We start from the raw sequence: 18,650 nt of genomic DNA on the forward strand, positions 1-18,650 counted from the left end.
CCCACCCGTCCCGGACGCCTCGAACGGGAACGGAAATCCCGATATACGCGTCTTGTCTCCCGGAGCACCGCAGGGCCGGACGTCCCGGAAATGCCCGACCGTCGCCCCTGTCGACATAGCGCTTAAGATTCGTACGGTTGAAAGCAGGATCGCCTGCTGCCTTGAACGGACCCGCCTTGCCCGAACCTCCCTCGCCCGCCTCGTGGCGCATCGCCCTGCCGCACACCACGGCGGCCGTTCCGATCGCGCGTGCCCTGGTCCGTACCGCGCTCAACGACATCGAGTCGACCGCCGACACCGACACCGCCGAGCTGCTCACCGCGGAGCTCGTCGCCAACGCCGTCGAGCACACCGAGGGACACGACCCCATAGAGCTGGTGATCGAGCTGCTGCCGACCGGCTGCCAGGTCGAGGTGCACGACTCCAACCCGCTGCCGCCCGGCGACCTCACCGACCCGGACCCGGCCGACGCGCCCGACCCCTGGCAGGAGCACGGACGCGGCCTCCTGCTGATCCGCACCCTCAGCTCGTCCTGCGGCCACCGCGCCACCGACTCCGGCAAGGCGGTCTGGTTCACGCTGCCGGCCCACGGGTGCGCGGGCGGCCCCCCGGTCAGCTGAGCCGACCGCGCACGGCCTCGCCGAAGCGGCCGACCGCCGCCGGGTCGAGCAGCGCGAGCACGGGCAGCGCCCGCCACCAGTCGTCGCGCACCAGCAGATCGCGCAGGAGCCGCTCGCCCGAGGCCGCGCGGACCTCCGGCGGCGGTTCCGCGTAGGCGTGCAGGAGCACGAGACGGCGCAGCATCGCCGGAATGCTCCCGGGCAGGCCGTCCAGCGAGCACCACTCACGACCGCCGCCCAGGTGGGCGAGGGCGGCCATGGCGAGGAACGGCCCCGCCGCGTGCTCCGGTACCCGGGGCTCCCCCTCGCCGACGGCGTCCCCCAGCAGGAATGCGGTCATCGCCCAGAGCGCCTCGGACTCGGCCTGGTGCGGGCTTCCCGGCCACACGTCCCTGCGCCGCCACTCCTTGAACCGCGTGAAGGCCTCGGCGCGGTCGACGCGGGCCAGGGCCAGCACCGCCGACGCGCGCTCGAACGGCGAGGTCAGCCAGCGCGTGGAGACCGCCCTCGGCATACGGGAGTGTCCAGCCGTCGTCTTCCGGGCCACGGCACGCTCGCGGCTCGCGATCCACTGGCGCACCGCGTCCGGCTGACCCCACAGGGTCGCGGCGAGCGCCGCCCACCACAGGGTGGAGGCATCGGGCCGCGGGTCCTCCTCACCGGCCTTCGCGCGGGCCAGCTCCGCGTACCGCGCCCGGCGCGGGTCGTCCGGCGGGAGCTGCCGGATCAGGGAGGCGAGACCGGAGACCGCCCTCTCGCCGTACCCCTCCTCGACGTGGGCGGCGGCCCGGTCCACCCCTTCGAAGCGGGCCAGCATGTCGATCGCGTCGGGCCGGAGCCCGCCCGCGCCGCTCGGCAGTCGCACCCCCGCCCTGCCCAGGGCGCCCTTCGTCCCGGCCCCGCCCTCGGACCGCCAGGCCAGGACGTACGCCCAGGTCGTCGACGGCTCGGCGGCGTACTGGGCGAGCCCGCGGGCCAGGTCGCCGTGGCCCGCGGCGGCGAGCGCCTCGGGGAGCACCGAGAGCACCGGCCGCAGGGCGACGCGGTCACTGCCGGGGCTGCGCGAGCGCTCGGCGAGCGACCGGGCACGGGCGGCGGCCTCCTCGGGCGCGGTGGCGGCCAGGCCGAGGGCGATCGCCGCCTCCACCTCCGCGGCCGTCTCGGGGGCCAGCGTGGCCGCGGCCCGCCCGGCCTCCGTGAACCGCCCCGCCATCGCGAGCGCCTCGCCCGCGTACCGCCGCGCCTCGGCGTCACGCGGCGGCAGGTCGACGTTCTCCCCGCGTTCGGCCGCCGCGCAGAGCGCGAACGTGCCGCCGGGCGCCGCGTCCTCGGGACTGTGCGCGGTGCCGCCGCGCAGCCGCGCACGGATGTCCAGCCGCTCGGCGCGCACGGGATCGGTCGGCCAGATCAACAGGGCGAGCGAGGAGAGAGCCAGCCCGGCGCGCCTGCGGGGCACCTGTTCCGCGGCCCGCAGGAGGCGCTCGCCGCGCTCCGGGTACGCCTCGCGGACCAGCAGCGCCGCGCACCCCAGGAGCAGGGCGCGGTCGGGCTGCTCCCGGTCCGGCCGCCTGCGCAGCAGCTCCGCCGACTCCTCTGCGGCGTCGGCCAGTTCCCGCACGCCGGCGAGCGTGCCCGCGCGGACGCGCTCGGCCAGGGCGCGCAGCACGGCGACCCGCTGCCCGACCGGCTCCGGGCGCAGCGCCTCGGCCAGGGCGGCGCGGGGTTCCCCCGCCCTGATCAGCCCGACCGCGCGGTCCAGGCAGAACCGGAAATGGGCGTACGTGACCGCCGAGCGCTCCGCGAGGTGCGCGGTCTCCTCGGCCACGCTCCGGGCGAGCCGCGGGTCGGGCGCCGCCGTGTGCGCGACCATCCGCGCCAGGGCGTACTGCCTGCCCTCGGGCGAGAGCAGGGAGCGGGCCATGCCTTCCGCGAGCGCCCGGCGCCCCAGAGCGGCCCACACGGCGGGCAGGCACTCCGGCAGGGCCCCGCCCCGCTGCCCCAGCTCGTCGTCGAGCAAAGCCAGGGCGCTCACCGTGCCGAGGTCGGCACCGGGCAGCGCGACGAGCCGTCGGCGGGCGGCCTGGACGTCGGCCCGTGCGACGACGTCGCTGCCGGTGACGGCGAGGAGTCGTTCCTGCCGGCGCGGATCGGTGATGGTGGCGAGGAGGCGCTCCAGGTCGTCGCCGCCCGCGAGGAGCCTGCCGTAGGTGTGCAGCAGATAGCCGGGCGTCCCCTCGGGCCAGCCCCGGTCGCGGTACTCGTCGGCCCACGCGTGGATGCGGGCGCGGTACTCCGCGACGGCCGGGCCGAGCGCCTGCTCGGCCTGCTCGCGCAGCGTCTCGTGGGCGAACAGATGGCCCTGCTCCTCCCGCAGGCCCCAGCGGGTGCGGGTGCGCAGACTGCGGCCGAGCACGCTGGCGAGCCGGGACTCCAGTTGGTAGGGCAGCATCCCCGTCAGCTCGACGAGGTCGCGGGCGGTCAGGCCGCCCTGGGCCGCGGTGAGCAGGCCGATCAGGTCCACCTGCGACCGGTCGCCGCGCAGCGCCTCGTGCAGCTCGCGCTTGGCCTCGTCCCGGGTGTGCCGGGCGAACTCGTTCGCGTCCAGGCGCCGGCAGGGGCAGCGCCGCAGCGGATGGTCGTCCGGCACGTCGAGGGGAACGCCCGGGTGCGGGCGGCTGGTCACCAGGACCCGGACGTTGTCGGGGGGCCGGGGCGGCAGGAGGGTGGCGATGCTGGGGCGGGGGCTGTCGGGTCCCGCGGCGCGGTCCTCGTCCAGGCCGTCGACGACGAGGAGCAGGATCTCGTCGCGTTCGGCCAGGCGCTCGGCGGCGCGCTCCAGGAGCAGTCGGCGCAGCGCGTCACGTCCCGTGGCCGCCGCCTCGATGCCGGCGAGGGGCGCGAGCTGGGCGATCAGCGCGTCGGTGAAGGCGTCGCTGTCGGCCTGTTCGGCCCAGCGCGCGGTCACGAAGAACGACACCGTGCGGACCCCGGCGGGCGGGTGCAGGACGAAGGTCGAGGCGAGGGCCGTCTTGCCGCTCCACGGCGGGGCCTGCCACCACTGGTACGGCTCGTCGCGGCCCGCGCAGAAGGTGACGAGCTCCTCGATCTCCCGCTCGCGGCCGATGAGTTCGGGCGGCGCGATGTCGCGCACCTGCCGCAGGTGGGCGCTGTGCGCCAGCGCCCCGCCGTCCAGGGGCAGTACGTCGCGCAGTTCGCCGTCCGGGCCCATGCGCACCCCGAGCAGGGTCTCCAGGGCGTCGAGCTCACCGGCGCCGAGGTGCTCGTGCCAGCGGTCGACGCGCAGCACGGCGAGGCTGCCGAGGCCGTCCGAGCGGTGGTGCCTGCCGACGATGCCGATGAGCCGTTCACCGCTGAAGACGGGTGCGCCCGACATGCCCTCCCAGGGCGAACGGTCCGGGTCGGGGTCCCGGTCGGGCGGCGGGACGCGCAGGTCGAGGGTGCCCTCGCGGCGGTTGGCGAGGACGGGTGCCGAGCCCACCGCGTGGCTGGAGTCGCGGTAGGCGCGGGCGGCGCCCGTCGGGTCGGTGCGCAGCTTGTACCGGGGAAAGCCCAGCGTCGTGCAGCGCAGGACGGCGTCGCGCTCGCCGATCCGGCCGAGGGCGAGGGGGCCGTCCGCCTTCTCCCGCGGCACCGAGAGGAGGGCCGTGTCGGCTCCCGCGTGCGACCAGGCGACGGCCGCCCGGTGGGTGCGTTCGCCCGGCCGGTCGGCGTCGAAGCGGACCTCCACGCCCAGCGCGCCGCGTATGACGTGCTCGGCCGTGAGGACAAGGCCGTCACGGACGAGGCAACCGGAGCCGCGGCGCCGGTCGCCGTACGCCGTCGTCACGATGATCTCGGCGACCCGCCCGACGTCCAGGCCCATTGCCCCCACCGCCGCTCCCCCGCTCCGGTCAGCGCATCAGTTTACTGGGACACCCCCTCGGAGGGGGCCTGCTCCGGCGCGTTCGCCAGACGTGACCTGCTGCGGCCGTACCCCGCGTACACCGCCGCGCCCACCGCGACGAACACGGCGAACTGGACCCAGGTCGACCAGCCCGTGCCCCAGATCAGATAGAGGCAGAAGCCCACGCCGAGCACCGGGCTGACGGGGTAGAACGGCACCCGGAAGGTGCGCCGCAGGTCCGGCTCCGAGCGGCGCAGCGCGATCACCGCGATGTTCACCACGACCATGATCGCGAGCGTGCCGATGGTGGTCAGGTTGACGACCACGTCGAGCGAGGAGAAGGCGGCGGGGACGGCGACGACCGCCGCGACGATCCAGGTGTTGGCCACCGGTGTCGACGTCCTGGGCGAGACGCGCTCGAAGACGCGCGGCATGAGGCCGTCGCGGGACATCGACATCAGGATGCGGGTCTGGCCGTACATCACGGCGAGGACGACGGAGGCGATGGCGACGACCGCGCCGAAGGCGATGATGCCGCCGCCGACGGTCGAGTCGGTGACCTGGTTGACGATCAGCGAGAGCGCGGCGGGCTTGTCCGCGACGGCGTCCGAGCCGAGCGCGCCGATGGCCGCGAGCGCCACGGCGACGTAGAGCAGCGTGACGACGCCGATGCAGATCATGATCGCGAGCGGGATGTTCCGCCGCGGGTTCTTCACCTCCTCGCCCGCCGTGGTGACCGCGTCGAAGCCGATGAAGGAGAAGAACGCGAGGGAGGCGCCCGCGGTGATGCCGGAGACGCCGGCGCCCGCGAAGGGCGTGAGGTTGCCGTCCTTGAACGCGGTGAACGCGATGGCCAGGAACAGCAGCAGGATGCCGATCTTCAGCACCGCCATGGCGGCCGTCGCGCGGGCGCTCTCGCGGATGCCGCGCACCAGCAGGACGGCGGCGAGCAGGATGACGACGACGGCGGGCAGGTTCACCGCGCCGCCCTCCCCGGGCCCGGCGGACAGGGCGGCGGGCAGCTCCCAGCCGGTGAGGCTGTGCAGGAGTTCGTTGAGGTACTGGCTCCAGCCGACGGCGACCGCGGAGACGGAGACGCCGTACTCCAGGAGCAGGCACCAGCCCACGAGGAAGGCGGTGCGCTCGCCCAGGGAGGCGTACGCGAAGGAGTACGAGCTGCCGGAGACAGGGATCGCGCCGCCCAGCTCGGCGAATGAGAACGCGGTGAAGATGCAGGTCACGGCCGCGAGCACATAGGAGACGGCGACGGCGGGACCGGCTTCGGCGACCGAGTCGGACAGGCCGACGAAGATGCCGGTGCCGACGATGGCGCCGACGCCGAAGCACACGAGCTGGAAGAGCCCCATGGTGCGCTTGAGGCCGTGGCCCTCAAGGTCCGCCCCCGATTCGGCGACGAGCTGTTCGGGGGACTTGATGCGCAGCCCGGTGGTGCGTGTGGGGCTCATGGGGTGGTTCTCGTTTCTGGTGGTGCGATGCGGCGAGGGGTGGGCCGCGGACCAGTGGGGCCGGACGTGATGTTCCGGTCCCACCAGTTTGTGCCGGTCTAACGGATGGGGCAGGTCGTACGGTCCGCGTACGGCCGGTCAGGCGAGCGTCGCGACGAGGACCGCCTTGATGGTGTGCATGCGGTTCTCGGCCTCGTCGAAGACGACGGAGTGCGCCGACTCGAAGACCTCGTCGGTGACCTCCAGGGAGGTCATGCCGTGCCGCTCGTGGAGCTCACGGGCGACCTTGGTCCCGAGGTCGTGGAAGGCCGGGAGGCAGTGCAGGAACTTGACGTCGGCGTTGCCGGTGGCGCGCAGCACGTCCATCGTCACGGCGTAGGGGGCGAGGGCGGCGATGCGCTCGTCCCAGACCTCCTGGGGCTCGCCCATGGAGACCCAGACGTCGGTGGCGACGAAGTCGGCCCCCCGCACGCCCTCCTCGACGGACTCCGTCAGCGCGATGCGGGCGCCGCTGGACCGGGCGATCTCGTGGGCCCTCGCGACGGTCTCCTCGGCGGGCCAGTAGGCCTTCGGCGCGACGATGCGGACGTCCATGCCGAGCAGCGCGCCGGTGATCAGGTAGGAGTTGCCCATGTTGAAGCGGGCGTCGCCGAGGTAGGCGTAGGCGATCCGGGTCAGCGGCTTGCCGCTGTGCTCGGTCATCGTGAGGACGTCGGCGAGCATCTGGGTGGGGTGCCAGTCGTCGGTCAGGCCGTTGTAGACCGGCACGCCCGCGTGGGCGGCGAGCGTCTCGACCGTGTCCTGGGCGTCCCCGCGGAACTGGATGGCGTCGAACATCCGCCCGAGCACCCGGGCGGTGTCCTTCGCCGACTCCTTCTTGCCGATGTGGGAGCCGGACGGGTCGATGTACGTCGTCGCGGCGCCCTGGTCGGCGGCGGCCACCTCGAAGGAGCAGCGGGTCCGCGTGGAGTTCTTCTCGAAGATCAGCGCGATGTTCCTGCCGCGCAGCCGCTGGATCTCGGTCCCCGCCTTCTTGGCGGCCTTCAGCTCCGCGGCCAGGGCGAGCAGGCCACGGAACTCCTCGGTGGTGAAGTCCAGCTCCTTGAGGAAGTGGCGGCCGGTGAGGACTGGGGCCATGGGGTGCTCCTGGATGCGGATAGGGGACGCTGAAGAACGGGGACCTTGAAACTATATACGACGCTCCACATTTATATACAGGGCCGTCCCGGCACGTCAGGGGCTATGCGCCGGGCACGGCGTCCCGCGCCACCGGGCAGCTCATGCACCGCGGGCCGCCCCGGCCGCGGCCCAGCTCGCTCCCCGGGATCTCGATCACCTCGATGCCCTGCTTGCGCAGATACGTGTTGGTCGTCGCGTTCCTCTCGTACGCGACGACGACGCCCGGCTCCACCGCGAGGACGTTGCAGCCGTCGTCCCACTGCTCGCGCTCGGCCGCGTGCACGTCCTGCGTCGCCGTGAGCACCCGGACGTCACTGATCCCGAGCGCGGCGGCGATCGCCCGGTGCATGTGCTCCGGCGGATGGTCGGTGACCTTCAACTCCCGGTCGCCGACGCCCGGTTCGATGGTGTACGAGCGGAGCATGCCGAGGCCCGCGTACTGCGTGAAGGTGTCGCCGTCGACCATCGTCATCACCGTGTCCAGGTGCATGAACGCGCGCCGCTTGGGCATGTCGAGCGCCACGATGGTCTGCGCCGAACCCGCCGCGAACAGCTTGTGCGCGAGCATCTCGACGGCCTGGGGCGTGGTCCGCTCGCTCATGCCGATGAGCACCGCGCCCCTGCCGATCACCAGGACGTCACCGCCCTCGATGGTGGAGGGGTAGTCCGACTGCCCCTCGGACCACACGTGGAAGTCCTCGTCGCGGAAGAGCGGATGGTGCCGGTAGATCGCCTCGAAGTGCACGGTCTCGCGCTGCCGGGCGGGCCAGCGCATCGCGTTGATGGAGACGCCGTCGTAGATCCAGGCCGAGGTGTCGCGCGTGAAGAGGTGGTTGGGCAGCGGGCCGAGCAGGAAGTCGTCCAGGTCCATGCAGTGGAAGCGCACGGAAGTCGGCTCGGGGTGGCGCTCCAGGAACTCCCGCTTGGTCATGCCGCCGACCAGCGCCTCGGCGAGCGCGGTCGACGGGAGGGTCTCGAACGCTTCCCGCAGGTGGTCGGTGGCCAGCGGGCCGTACTCCTTCTCGTCGAAGACCCGGTCCAGGACGAGGGTGCGCGCCGTGGGCACGTCCAGGGTCTCGGTCAGCAGGTCGCCGAAGAGGTGGACCGCCACCCCCCGGTCGCGGAGCACGTCCGCGAACCCGTCGTGCTCCTGACGTGCCCTGCGCACCCACAGGACGTCGTCGAAGAGCAGGGCGTCCTTGTTGCTCGGAGTCAGCCGCTTGAGCTCCAGATCGGGGCGGTGCAGGATGACGCGGCGCAGCCGCCCGGCCTCGGAGTCGACATGGAATCCCATGGGGTCCATCTTTCCCCGGCCGGACGGCTCACGCGCGGTCTATGCCGGACCCGGTGGCGGCTCAGAGCCGCGGGTCCACCGGCTCCGACTCCAGGGCGAGCACCGCGAACACCGCCTCGTGCACGCGCCACAGCGGCTCACCGTCCGCGAGGCGGTCCAGCGCCTCCAGGCCGAGCGCGTACTCCCGGGTGGCGAGCGAGCGCTTGTGGCCGAGGAAGCGGCCCCGCAGCCGGTCGAGGTGCTCGGGCCTGGTGTACTCCGGGCCGTAGATGATCCGCAGGTACTCCCGGCCGCGGCACTTGATGCCCGGCTGGACGAGCCGCCCCTTGTCGTCGCGGACCAGCGCGCCGACCGGCTTGACGACCATGCCCTCGCCGCCGCGGCTGGTCATCTCCAGCCACCAGTCCACGCCCGCCCGCACGGACGCCTCGTCGGCCGTGTCCACGTAGAGCCTGCGGGTGGTCTGCAGCAGGCCCGTGCCGTCGTGCTCCACCATGCGGTCGATCAGGGCCAGTTGCTCGTCGTGCGGCAGCCCGGCGAGGCTGCGGCCCTGCACCGCGAGGATCTGGAACGGCGCCAGACGCACGCCCTCCAGGCCCTCGGTCGGCCAGCAGTAGCGGCGGTAGGCGTCCGTGAACGCCGCCGCGTCCGCCGCCCGTTCCCGCTGCCTGGGCAGCAGGTCGCCCGTGTCGACACCGCGCGCCGCCGCCGCCTCCAGGGCGGCGAGCGCGCCGGGGAAGACGGCTCCGGAGGCGGCACCGACGGCCGCGTACTGCGTGCGCAGCAGACCGGACGCCTTCAGCGACCACGGCATCAGCTCCGCGTCGAGCAGCAGCCAGTCGGTCGCCAGCTCGTCCCACAGGCCCGCCTCGGTGGCGGCGGCGCGCAGCCGGCCGAGTATCTCCTCGGTGACGGCCCGGTCCGTGAAGAACGGGCGGCCGGTGCGGGTGTAGAGCGACCCGGTCGGGCCCCCGTCCACACCGAACCGCTCGCGGGCCACGTCCGCGTCGCGGCAGACCAGCGCCACCGCGCGCGAGCCCATGTGCTTCTCCTCGCACACGACACGGGCGACGCCGTCGCGCGCGTACGCGGCGAAGGCCTCCTCCGGGTGCTCCAGGTAGCCCTCCCGCTGCGACGTGGCGGTCGGGGCCATCGTCGGCGGCAGGTAGGGCAGCAGGCGCGGGTCGACGGCGAAGCGGCTCATGACCTCCAGGGCCGCCGCCGCGTTCTCCTCGCGCACCGCGACACGGCCCGCGGACGGGGCCTCCCCTGCTCGAACGGAGTTGAGAGCCAGGGGAAGGGTCTCCACCACGCGGCGCCCGTGCACGTCGGCCAGGTCGAGCGGCCGTCCGTCGTGGCCGCCCGGCGCCTCGGTGCGCAGGGGCCTGGCCGGCTCGTACCAGACCCGCTCGGCCGGTACGTCGACGAGCTCGCGCTCCGGCCAGCGCAGCGCGGTGAGCCGTCCGCCGAAGACGGCGCCGGTGTCCAGGCAGATGGTGTTGTTCAGCCAGGACGCGGTGGGCACCGGGGTGTGGCCGTAGACCACGGCGGCCTTGCCGCGGTACTCCTCCGCCCACGGGTAGCGCACCGGCAGGCCGAACTCGTCGGTCTCGCCGGTGGTGTCGCCGTACAGCGCGTGCGAGCGGACCCGGCCGGAGGTGCGGCCGTGGTACTTCTCGGGCAGACCGGCGTGGCAGACGACGAGCCTGCCCTCGTCGAGGACGTAGTGCGAGACGAGGCCGTCGACGAACTCCCGCACCCGCGTGCGGAACTCCTCGCTCTCCCCCGCCAACTGCTCGATCGTCTCGGCGAGTCCGTGGGTGTGCTGGACCTTGCGGCCCTTGAGGTGCCGGCCGAGCTTGTTCTCGTGGTTGCCGGGCACGCACAGGGCGTTGCCGGAGCCGACCATGGACATCACGCGGCGCAGCACGCCCGGGGTGTCCGGGCCGCGGTCGACGAGGTCGCCGACGAACACGGCCGTACGGCCCTGCGGGTGGACGCCGTCCACGTAGCCGAGCTTGCCGAGCAGGGTCTCCAGCTCGGAGGCGCAGCCGTGGATGTCGCCGACGATGTCGAAGGGGCCGGTGAGGTGGGAGAGGTCGTTGTAGCGCTTCTCCGTCTCGATCCGGGCGCCGTCGATCTCCTCGACGCCCCGCAGGACGTGCACCTTGCGGAAGCCCTCGCGCTCCAGGTTCCGCAGGGAGCGGCGCAGTTCGCGCTGGTGGCGCTGGATGACGCGGCGCGGCAGGCCCGCCCGGTCCGCGCGCACGGCGTTGCGCGCGGCGCAGACGTCCTCGGGCACGTCGAGCACGATGGCGATGGGCAGCACGTCGTACTGCCTGGCCAGCTCGATCAGCTGCTTGCGGCTGTCGCTCTGCACGCTGGTCGCGTCGACGACGGTGCGCCGGCCCGCGGCCAGGCGCTTGCCCGCGATGTAGCGCAGTACGTCGAAGGCGTCGCGGCTGGCGCTCTGGTCGTTCTCGTCGTCGGCGACGAGGCCGCGGCAGAAGTCGCTGGAGATGACCTCGGTGGCCTTGAAGTGCCGCCGCGCGAAGGTGGACTTGCCGGAGCCGGTGGCGCCGATCAGGACGACCAGGGAGAGGTCGGTGACGGGGAGCCTGCGGCCCGCGGCGGGGGCGGACGCCTCCGGTGCGGCGGGCGCTCCGGCGGGCGGCGGGGTCGCGGCCGTCGCACGGTCGCGGTCCTCGTTCTGCTGCGTCATGCCGCCTTCACTCCCTTCGGGCCCTCGCCCCTGCTGTTCCGCTGGTCCTCGCCCTGCGTGAAGACCGCCATCTGCGTCGGCGGGCCGACCTCGGGGTCGTCGTCGCCCACGGGGACGAACTCCACCGCGTATCCGTGCCGTTCGGCCACCTTGCGGGCCCAGGCGCCGAACTCCTCGCGCGTCCACTCGAAGCGGTGGTCGCCGTGGCGCGCGTGACCGGCCGGGAGCGTCTCCCAGCGGACGTTGTACTCCACGTTCGGCGTCGTCACGAGGACCGTGCGGGGCCGCGCGGAGCCGAACACCGCGTACTCCAGGGCGGGCAGCCGCTCCTCGTCGAGGTGCTCGATGACCTCGCTGAGCACCGCCGCGTCGTAGCCCTTGAGCCGCTTGTCGGTGTACGCGAGCGAGCCCTGCAGGAGCGTGACGCGCTCGGCCTGGCGCTCGCCCATGCGGTCGAGCCTCAGCCGCCGGGAGGCGACGGTCAGCGCGCGCATGGACACGTCGACGCCGACGATCTCGGTGAAGCGGGTGTCCTTGAGCAGCGCCTGCACCAACTGGCCCTGGCCGCAGCCCAGGTCGAGCACACGCCCGGCGCCGGCCGCGGTCAGCGCGGCGAGGATCGCCTCGCGGCGCCGCACGGCGAGCGGCACCGGCTGCTCCTCGGTGTCCTGCTCCTCGTCGACGGCGTTGTCGATCTCCTCGACGTCCGTGTCGTCCGCGTCGGCCAGCCGCACGAGCTCAAGGCGCTCCCTGGCCTCCCGGGTCAGGGAGCGGCGCCGTGCCAGATAGCGGCTGGTGATGAGCTCCTGCTCCGGGTGGGCGGCGAGCCAGCCCTCGCCCGCGCGCAGCAGCTTGTCGACCTCGTCGGGCGAGACCCAGTAGTGCTTGGCGTCGTCGAGGACGGGCAGCAGGACGTACAGGTGCCGCAGCGCCTCGCCCAGGGTGAGCCGCCCGTCGGGCACGTCGAGCACGAGGCGCACGTACCGCGAGTCGCCCCACTCGGGGAACCGCGCGTCCAGCGGCACCGGCTCCACCGACACCGTCCAGCCCAGCGGCTCGAAGAGCCCCCGCACCAGTGCGGCGCCGCCCCGCGCGGGCAGCGCGGGCACCTCCACGCGCAGCGGCAGCGGCTGCGCGGCCCGCTCGGGGCGGGCGTTGCACACGCCGCGCATCGCGCTGGAGAACACCGCGCTCAGCGCCACGGCGAGCAGCGACGACGCGGCGTAGGGCCGGTCGTTCACGTACTGCGCGAGGGCCGCGTCGGGCGCCTGGTCGCGGCCCTTCCCCTTGCCGCGCCGCACGAGCGCGACGGGATCGACCTCCAGGAGCAGGGCGGCGGTGCACTGCTCGGCACTCGCCTCCGGGTAGAGGACGTGCGCGGTGCCGTAGGAGGTGGAGAACGCCTGCGCCTTCTCGGGATGCTTGTGCAGCAGGAAGCCGAGGTCGGTCGCGGGGCGTTCGGGGGTGCCTGTGGTGGTGATGGTGAGGAACACGGTGGGTAGGCCTCGGAATGGGGTCTGAGCTGCGGATACGTGTCGAGCGGTCTCAAGCGCCGCGCATCCGCTGCGCAGGTGCCCGAGCTCGATGAACCGCAGCGGTCGGGGCGCGCGCTTCGGTGATCACAGCTCGTCGTCCTTCTCGGCCTCGGAACGGTGTGGGCGCCGCGCCGCGGTCACCCGCTCGCGCGGCGCGCCATCTCCGGCGCGCCTTCTCAACGTACAGCGTTGATCGAAGGCGGACTCAGGATTTTTCGCCCTCTGCCGCTGCTCCCGCGCGGACCGGGACACAAGGGCCGTCTCGGGCGGGCCGGGTGGGTCGGCGGTCAGTCGAGGAAGCGGCTCATGTAGAGCGCCGTCTCCCCCTCGGACCCGGTACCGCTGTAGAGGGACGTGTCCAGACCGCAGAAGCCGAACCCCATCCGCTGGTACGCGCGGATGGCCGGAGCGTTGATGTTCGTGACTTCCAGCCACACGTGCCCGGCACCGCGCTCCCGGGCCCAGGCGATGGCGTGGTTCATCAGCGTGCGCCCGATGCCCTGGCCCTGGCAGTCACCGACCACCTCGATGTCGGCGATGATCAGCCGCCGGTTCCAGGGCTCGTACTCCATGTCGACATAGCCGCACACGCGGTCGCCGCGCACCGCGACGACCCGGCGCCCGCCCTCCGGGTCCCCGTCGTCCTCGGGCTCGTCGTCGGGGAAGACCTTGTGCACCGGAGGATCAAGCCGGACGGGCCGCATGGTGAACCCGCCGTCCGTACGGGTCACTTCGAAGACGGTGTCGGAGGTGAACTCGCCCTTGATGACGGCGGACTTGTCCTCCTGGCTCTCGGCCACGCGATAGGTGACGGCTCCGGCCGTCCCGCCCTCTGCTGACTTGTTGTCGCTTAACGCCATGTGTTCACCGTATCGCTCCCCGCACGCCGGCGATCAGGAGCGACGACGCGGGCGCGGGGCGACCCGGTGCCGGACCACCCCGCGCGGGAGCGCTCGTGCGCTAGTTCGCGGGGACCGGGGCGAGGGTCACGACGCAGGAGTAGAGCACCGCGTCGTTCTGCTCGGCGACGACGCGCACGCGGGTGCGGCCCGCCAGGTCGTCGGGGAGGGACTCGGCCAGGACCCAGCAGGGGCTGTCCAGTTCGACGTAGCGGGTGAAGACCGAGTCCATGCCGACCACCGTCATCGGGCGGGGGTGGGCCATGGCCAGGGCGGACTGGCGCGCGGCTTCGAGGAGCAGCATGCCCGGGGCGTGGTCGACGGGGTGGTCGAAGAGCACCGGGTGGGCCGAGTCTGCGCGCAGCTGCCAGCGGTTGGCGCTGTCGGTGCTGGAGAGCACGACGTCGGCGAAGCTCTCGCGGCCGACCGGCGCCGCGGGGGCGGGGGGAGCCAGCGGGATCGCGCGGGCGTTGGCCGCCGCGATGTCGGCGTACTGGCCGCGCAGGCGCTCGTAGACGGCGCGGTCCTGGATGGCGAAGCGGGTGCGGGCGGTGCCGAGCGGCGTGCCGTCGCGGAGGGCCTCGACGTGCAGGGTGATCGACGCCGCGCGGGTCCTGCGGTAGGTCACGTCGGGGCAGGTGATGCGCAGCTCGATCTCGGCGTCGCCCTCGCCGGCGGCCAGCGCCTCGGGGGCCAGGCTCCAGTGGAAGTCGTGCCACAGGAGCTGGTGGCCGAGCGGCACCTCGTAGGCGCCGTGGGATATGAGCGGCAGGGTCTGCCGAATCGTCTCGCTCAGCAGGAGCGGGTCGTGCAGTCCGTCCCGGGTGAGGTAGAACGCGTGTGTACGCGGCCAGCGCGCGATGACCGTGAAGGCGTCGTCGCCCGTGCGCCCCCAGCGGTCGAGCAGGACTTCGTCCTGATTTGTCTTGTGGGTCAAGGCCTGCGGAACGACGGCGGTACGGTCCTGAGCGAGGTGCAACGACATACTGACTCTCCCCAACGTGCGTGATGCGATGCGACCGCGGTACCCGATGGTCCTGCGAGGCCCGCACGCATAACATAGAGGTCATTCTTTTTGTTTGTCGAGCAACATCGAGCAACGTCGAAAGACGCAGGAGTCGGGAGCATGGCGCGCCAGATGCAAGAACGGGCCCAACGGACGCGCGAGGTACTGCTCCGCGCGGCCGCCGAAGTGTTCGACGAGGTGGGATACGCCGGAGCCAGCATCAACAAGATCCTGGACCAGGCGGGCGTCACCGCGGGCGCGGTGTACTTCCACTTCAAGTCGAAGGAGGGCCTGGCCCGCGCGGTGATCCTCGAACAGGCCGCCGACCTGAGGTTCCCTCAGGAGCGGGACGGTCTGCAGCAGCTGGTCGACATGACCCAGTACCTGGCCCTGGAGATGCAGCGCAACAGCCTGCTGCGCGCGGGCGTGCGGCTCGCGGTCGAGCAGAACGAGTCCGGGCTGCAGGACTACACCATCTACGACTGGTGGACCGAGCAGTTCCGAGAACAGCTCGTCAGGGCCGACGAGTTGGGCGAGCTGCTGCCGGACGTGAACAAGGCGGACTTCGCGCGGACACTGGTCGGTTCGTACACGGGGATCCAGATCATGTCGCACATCTCCTGCGAGCGCGCCGACCTGCCGCAGCGCATCACCATCATGTGGCGCTATCTGCTGCCGGCCATCGCGCCCGCCGACGTCATCGCCCGTCTCGACCTCTCCCCCAGAGACCCGGAGGCCACCTCGTGAACCCGACCCGTGTGATCCTCACCGGCGCGACCGGCTTCGTCGGCTCCGCCGTGCTGCGCCGCCTCCTCGCGGCCCGGCCCCAGGAGGGCGGTGTTCAGGTGCGGGCGCTCGCGCGCAGCACGGCCGGCCGCCCCGAGCTGCCCGGCCTCGACTGGGCGAGCGCCGACCTCACGGCGCCGGAGTCCCTGCGGGGCGTCGGGCGCGACGGGGACGTCCTCATCCACCTCGCCTCGCTCGTCAGCGGGGACGAGGACACCTGCGCCGCGGTCAACGTGCACGGCACCGGGGCCCTGATGGAGGAGGCGCGGCGCGCCGGGATCGGGCGGATCGTCCACCTGTCCACCGCGGCCGTCTACGGACCGGGCCCGCACAGCGGCCTCGACGTCGACGAGGTCGCCCCCGCGCCCACGTCACCCGCGAGCCGGACCCGCCTGGAGGGCGAGTCGGCGGCGCTCGCCGCGGGCGCGACGGTCCTGCGGCCGGGGCTCGTGCTGGGGCGCGGCGACCGCTGGGTCGTCCCGGCGCTGGGCGAGCTGCGCAAGCGTGTCCCGGCGCAGTGGGACGGCGGCCGGGGACTCTCGTCCATGGTGGACGTCGACGATCTCGCCCGACTGATCGTCACCCTGGCCTGCCGGACGGAGAGTTCGCCGGCCGGGGTGCACCACGCCAGCCATCCGGTCCCGGTGCGCAACGGGGACCTGATGTCCCGGCTGACCGAGCTCGGGGTGCTCGACCCGGTGACGGAGGACTGGACGTGGCAGGAGTGCCTGGACCGCTTCCACGCCGCACCGGGCCGCATGACGGAGCGTCAGTTCGCCCTCGTCGCCCGCGACCACTGGTACCGCAGCGAGGAGATCTGGCCTATGGCGGGCTGCCCCGAGGGGCCGGGACCGCTCGCGCGTCTGGCCGATTCGGCCGCCTGGTACCGGGACGAAAGGGAACAGCGGGAACAGAAGGCCAAGTTGCCAAAGCCGTAGGCGATATGACTGATGATCGACGTCCCCGGCAGAGCGGTGGGATAGCTTCCCGGTACCGCCGCACCACTCTGCCCGGAGGAGACGTGGAACCGCCCGCCCGAAGCCCTCTGTGCCTGCTGCCCGCATGCCCGGCCCCGCGACACTCCTGTCCGCGCCCGGCGCACCGGTGAGCCAGGCACGAGCCGTACGGACCCGCCGCGCACTGGTCGCGGCGGCAGCCGCCGAGTTCGACAGCAACGGCTACGCGGGCACGTCGCTCTCCCGCGTCTGCGGCGCGGCGGGCGTCACCATGGGGGCGCTGACCTTCCACTTCCCCACCAAGGGGCACCTGGCCGCCGCGGTGGGCGTCGAGGGCGCGGCCCTCACCCGGGAGGCCCTGCGCGGCACCGCGGCGCGGCCCTCCCGACAGCTGCGCCCCCTGATCGAGCTGACGGTGGCGCTGGTCCGGCTCCTGGAGGAGGACACCGTCGTACGGGCGGCCGCGCGGCTCGGCCAGGAGCGCGCGGGCGCCGGGCCGAACGGCTGGCACGCGGTGTGGCTGCCGCGGGTGCGGGAGCTGCTCGACAGGACGGCGGAGGGCCAGGGCCTCGCGGACGACGGCTGGGACCCCGACGGCATCGAGCTGCTGGTCATCTATCTGGTGGCGGGCGCGGAGGCCGCGATACGCGCGGGCCGCCTGGACGGCAGCGCGCAGGAACACGTGCACCGGCTCTGGAACCTGCTGCTCAGCGACTCCGCGGGCGGACGCCGCGCCGCGCCGGCCTGACGAGCCCCCGGGAACGGCCCCTCGCACTCCCCGTGGCCCCTTGGGTCACCCCTCGGCCGCCTCTCCATCGTTTCTCCACGACTCTCCACACCCCTCTCACCGGAGAGAACCTCTCGAAGTAGAGCCGATGCGTACCCCGGGGGAGAAAAAATAGCGATCGTTCTCTATTCTTTCCCTGGGCCGTCCGTGGGCGGGCGGGTACGAGGGAGGGAACGGGCATGTTCGTACAGCAGGAGATCCGTAGACCGGTGTCGGCCCCGACCATGGCCAATGCCCGGGCTTCGGCCTCGATTTCGGCGCCGGCGGCGCTTGCGGCGTCGGCGGCACTTGCGGCCCCGGCCGGGCCCACGGCTTCGACGCCGGCCTCGGCCCCGGCCTTCGCGGATGAGCTCTTCCGCCGGCTGCCCCGGGCCGACCAGCGCCGCTGGGCGCAGGCCTATGTGCAGGCGCTGCTGGTGACACCGGGCAAGAAGACGATGCGCCGGCTCGCGGCCTCCGTCTCGGACTCGCCCACCGCCTCCCAGGCGCTGCACCAGTTCGTCAACGCCAGCCCGTGGCTCTGGTCGGAGGTGCGGGAGGACCTGATCTGGCAGGTCAGCCGGTACGAGCGGCCCCGCGCCTGGACCGTCGCGCCGGTCGTGCTGCCCAAGCGGGGCACCAAGTCCTGCGGGGTGCACCGCCGCTTCGCGCCGGAGCGCGGCCGGTCGGTCAGCTGCCAGCTGGCCCTCGGCGCCTTCCTGTCCACCGCGGCCGGGGAGATCCCCGTCGACTGGTCCCTGCACCTGCCGGGCCCGTGGCTGGACGACCCGGTCCTGCGCAGCCGCGCCCGGATCCCGGAGTCGGTGACGGCCCGTTCGGTGGCGGCCGGGGTCCTGAGCCTCGTCGACAACCTCACCGTCCGCAGCCCGCAGCGGCCGCTGCCCGTGGTGGCGGACATCGCAGGGCACGGCGACCCTGGCGAGCTCGTCCACGGGCTGAGCGCGCGGGGACGGGAGTTCGTCGTCGCGGTCCCGGCCTCGCTGCCGCTCGTGCCGGACGGCCCGCCCCGGGGCCCGCGCCGCACCGAGCCCGTGCCCGTGCCCGCGCTGCACGCCGAGCGGCTGCTGCGCACGCAGGGCAAGGCGGCCGGCGGCGGCCGGCTCGGGTCCGCGTGGGTGCGGCTCGCCGGGGAGCGGACCGCGGATCCGCGCCCGTACCGCCTCTTCACCGACCCGCGGCCCGGTCCTGGCACCCCGCGCGGCGGACAGCTGTGGATCACCAACATGGTCCACCGGCCCACCGAGGACCTCCTGCGCCTGATCGGCGCGCAGACCGCCACGGCGGAGACCCTGCACAGCCTGACCGACGACTTCGGCCTGTACGACTTCGAGGGCCGCTCCTTCCCCGGCTGGCACCACCACATGACGCTGGTGTCCGGGGCCTTCGCCTACCGCGCCCTCATGACGGACCACGCCCGGTCCCCCGCGCTGCGCTCGGCCTGACCGGCCCGGCCCGGCACGACGACGGCGGCGGACACTCCGGGGGGAGTGTCCGCC

13 protein-coding genes are annotated in these 18,650 nt (G+C 73.4%); 5 read left to right on the forward strand and 8 right to left on the reverse strand.

Annotation, left to right across the window (positions count from 1 at the left end; translation table 11 throughout):
- Positions 1 to 176 precede the first annotated feature (176 nt).
- Positions 177 to 620: an ATP-binding protein gene (locus AB0L89_RS12230; protein ID WP_365138494.1), complete on the forward strand. Its 444-nt coding sequence runs from the start codon at positions 177 to 179 to the stop codon at positions 618 to 620.
- On the opposite strand, the gene AB0L89_RS12235 is transcribed toward AB0L89_RS12230, so the two are convergent.
- From AB0L89_RS12235 to AB0L89_RS12270, 8 genes are all read right to left on the reverse strand, one after another.
- Positions 613 to 4,503, reverse strand: a complete 3,891-nt coding sequence (locus tag AB0L89_RS12235; RefSeq protein ID WP_365138589.1) for a trypsin-like peptidase domain-containing protein — start codon at positions 4,501 to 4,503, stop codon at positions 613 to 615. The genes AB0L89_RS12230 and AB0L89_RS12235 overlap by 8 nt on opposite strands.
- A gap of 41 nt (positions 4,504 to 4,544) precedes the next feature.
- Positions 4,545 to 5,990: an amino acid permease gene (locus tag AB0L89_RS12240; protein WP_365138497.1), complete on the reverse strand. Its 1,446-nt coding sequence runs from the start codon at positions 5,988 to 5,990 to the stop codon at positions 4,545 to 4,547.
- 138 nt (positions 5,991 to 6,128) lie between these two features.
- Entirely contained in the window at positions 6,129 to 7,127 is a 999-nt protein-coding gene (argF, locus tag AB0L89_RS12245; protein ID WP_365138500.1) for an ornithine carbamoyltransferase, read from the reverse strand.
- Positions 7,128 to 7,230: 103 nt separating this feature from the next.
- Positions 7,231 to 8,463 (reverse strand): arginine deiminase, encoded by a 1,233-nt coding sequence (locus tag AB0L89_RS12250; RefSeq protein ID WP_365138503.1) that lies wholly within the window; start codon positions 8,461 to 8,463, stop codon positions 7,231 to 7,233.
- A gap of 61 nt (positions 8,464 to 8,524) precedes the next feature.
- Entirely contained in the window at positions 8,525 to 11,185 is a 2,661-nt protein-coding gene (locus tag AB0L89_RS12255; RefSeq protein ID WP_365138506.1) for a polynucleotide kinase-phosphatase, read from the reverse strand.
- Positions 11,182 to 12,678 carry a 3' terminal RNA ribose 2'-O-methyltransferase Hen1 gene (locus AB0L89_RS12260; RefSeq protein ID WP_365138509.1) on the reverse strand — a complete coding sequence of 499 codons (1,497 nt, stop codon included), beginning with the start codon at positions 12,676 to 12,678 and terminating at the stop codon, positions 11,182 to 11,184. Before AB0L89_RS12260 ends, AB0L89_RS12255 begins: the two co-directional genes overlap by 4 nt.
- A gap of 329 nt (positions 12,679 to 13,007) precedes the next feature.
- Entirely contained in the window at positions 13,008 to 13,580 is a 573-nt protein-coding gene (locus AB0L89_RS12265) for a GNAT family N-acetyltransferase (protein WP_365138512.1), read from the reverse strand.
- A gap of 100 nt (positions 13,581 to 13,680) precedes the next feature.
- Positions 13,681 to 14,604 (reverse strand): ScbA/BarX family gamma-butyrolactone biosynthesis protein, encoded by a 924-nt coding sequence (locus AB0L89_RS12270; protein ID WP_365138515.1) that lies wholly within the window; start codon positions 14,602 to 14,604, stop codon positions 13,681 to 13,683.
- Positions 14,605 to 14,745: 141 nt separating this feature from the next.
- Here AB0L89_RS12270 and AB0L89_RS12275 point away from each other — a divergent pair, with 141 nt between their 5' ends.
- From AB0L89_RS12275 to AB0L89_RS12290, 4 genes are all read left to right on the forward strand, one after another.
- Positions 14,746 to 15,372: a ScbR family autoregulator-binding transcription factor gene (locus tag AB0L89_RS12275; RefSeq protein ID WP_365138518.1), complete on the forward strand. Its 627-nt coding sequence runs from the start codon at positions 14,746 to 14,748 to the stop codon at positions 15,370 to 15,372.
- Positions 15,369 to 16,349, forward strand: coding sequence for an NAD(P)-dependent oxidoreductase (locus AB0L89_RS12280; RefSeq protein ID WP_365138521.1), 981 nt, complete (start codon positions 15,369 to 15,371; stop codon positions 16,347 to 16,349). The genes AB0L89_RS12275 and AB0L89_RS12280 overlap by 4 nt, the downstream gene beginning before the upstream one ends.
- 124 nt (positions 16,350 to 16,473) lie before the next feature.
- Positions 16,474 to 17,115 (forward strand): TetR family transcriptional regulator, encoded by a 642-nt coding sequence (locus tag AB0L89_RS12285; protein ID WP_365138524.1) that lies wholly within the window; start codon positions 16,474 to 16,476, stop codon positions 17,113 to 17,115.
- A 218-nt stretch (positions 17,116 to 17,333) separates the two neighbouring features.
- A complete protein-coding gene (locus AB0L89_RS12290) occupies positions 17,334 to 18,596 on the forward strand; it encodes a transposase (RefSeq protein ID WP_365138527.1) in 1,263 nt (420 codons plus the stop codon).
- The last annotated feature ends 54 nt before the right edge of the window (positions 18,597 to 18,650 follow it).

Origin of the sequence: Streptomyces sp. NPDC052114 (assembly GCF_040680155.1) — a bacterium.
Classification (GTDB): Bacteria; Actinomycetota; Actinomycetes; order Streptomycetales; family Streptomycetaceae; genus Streptomyces.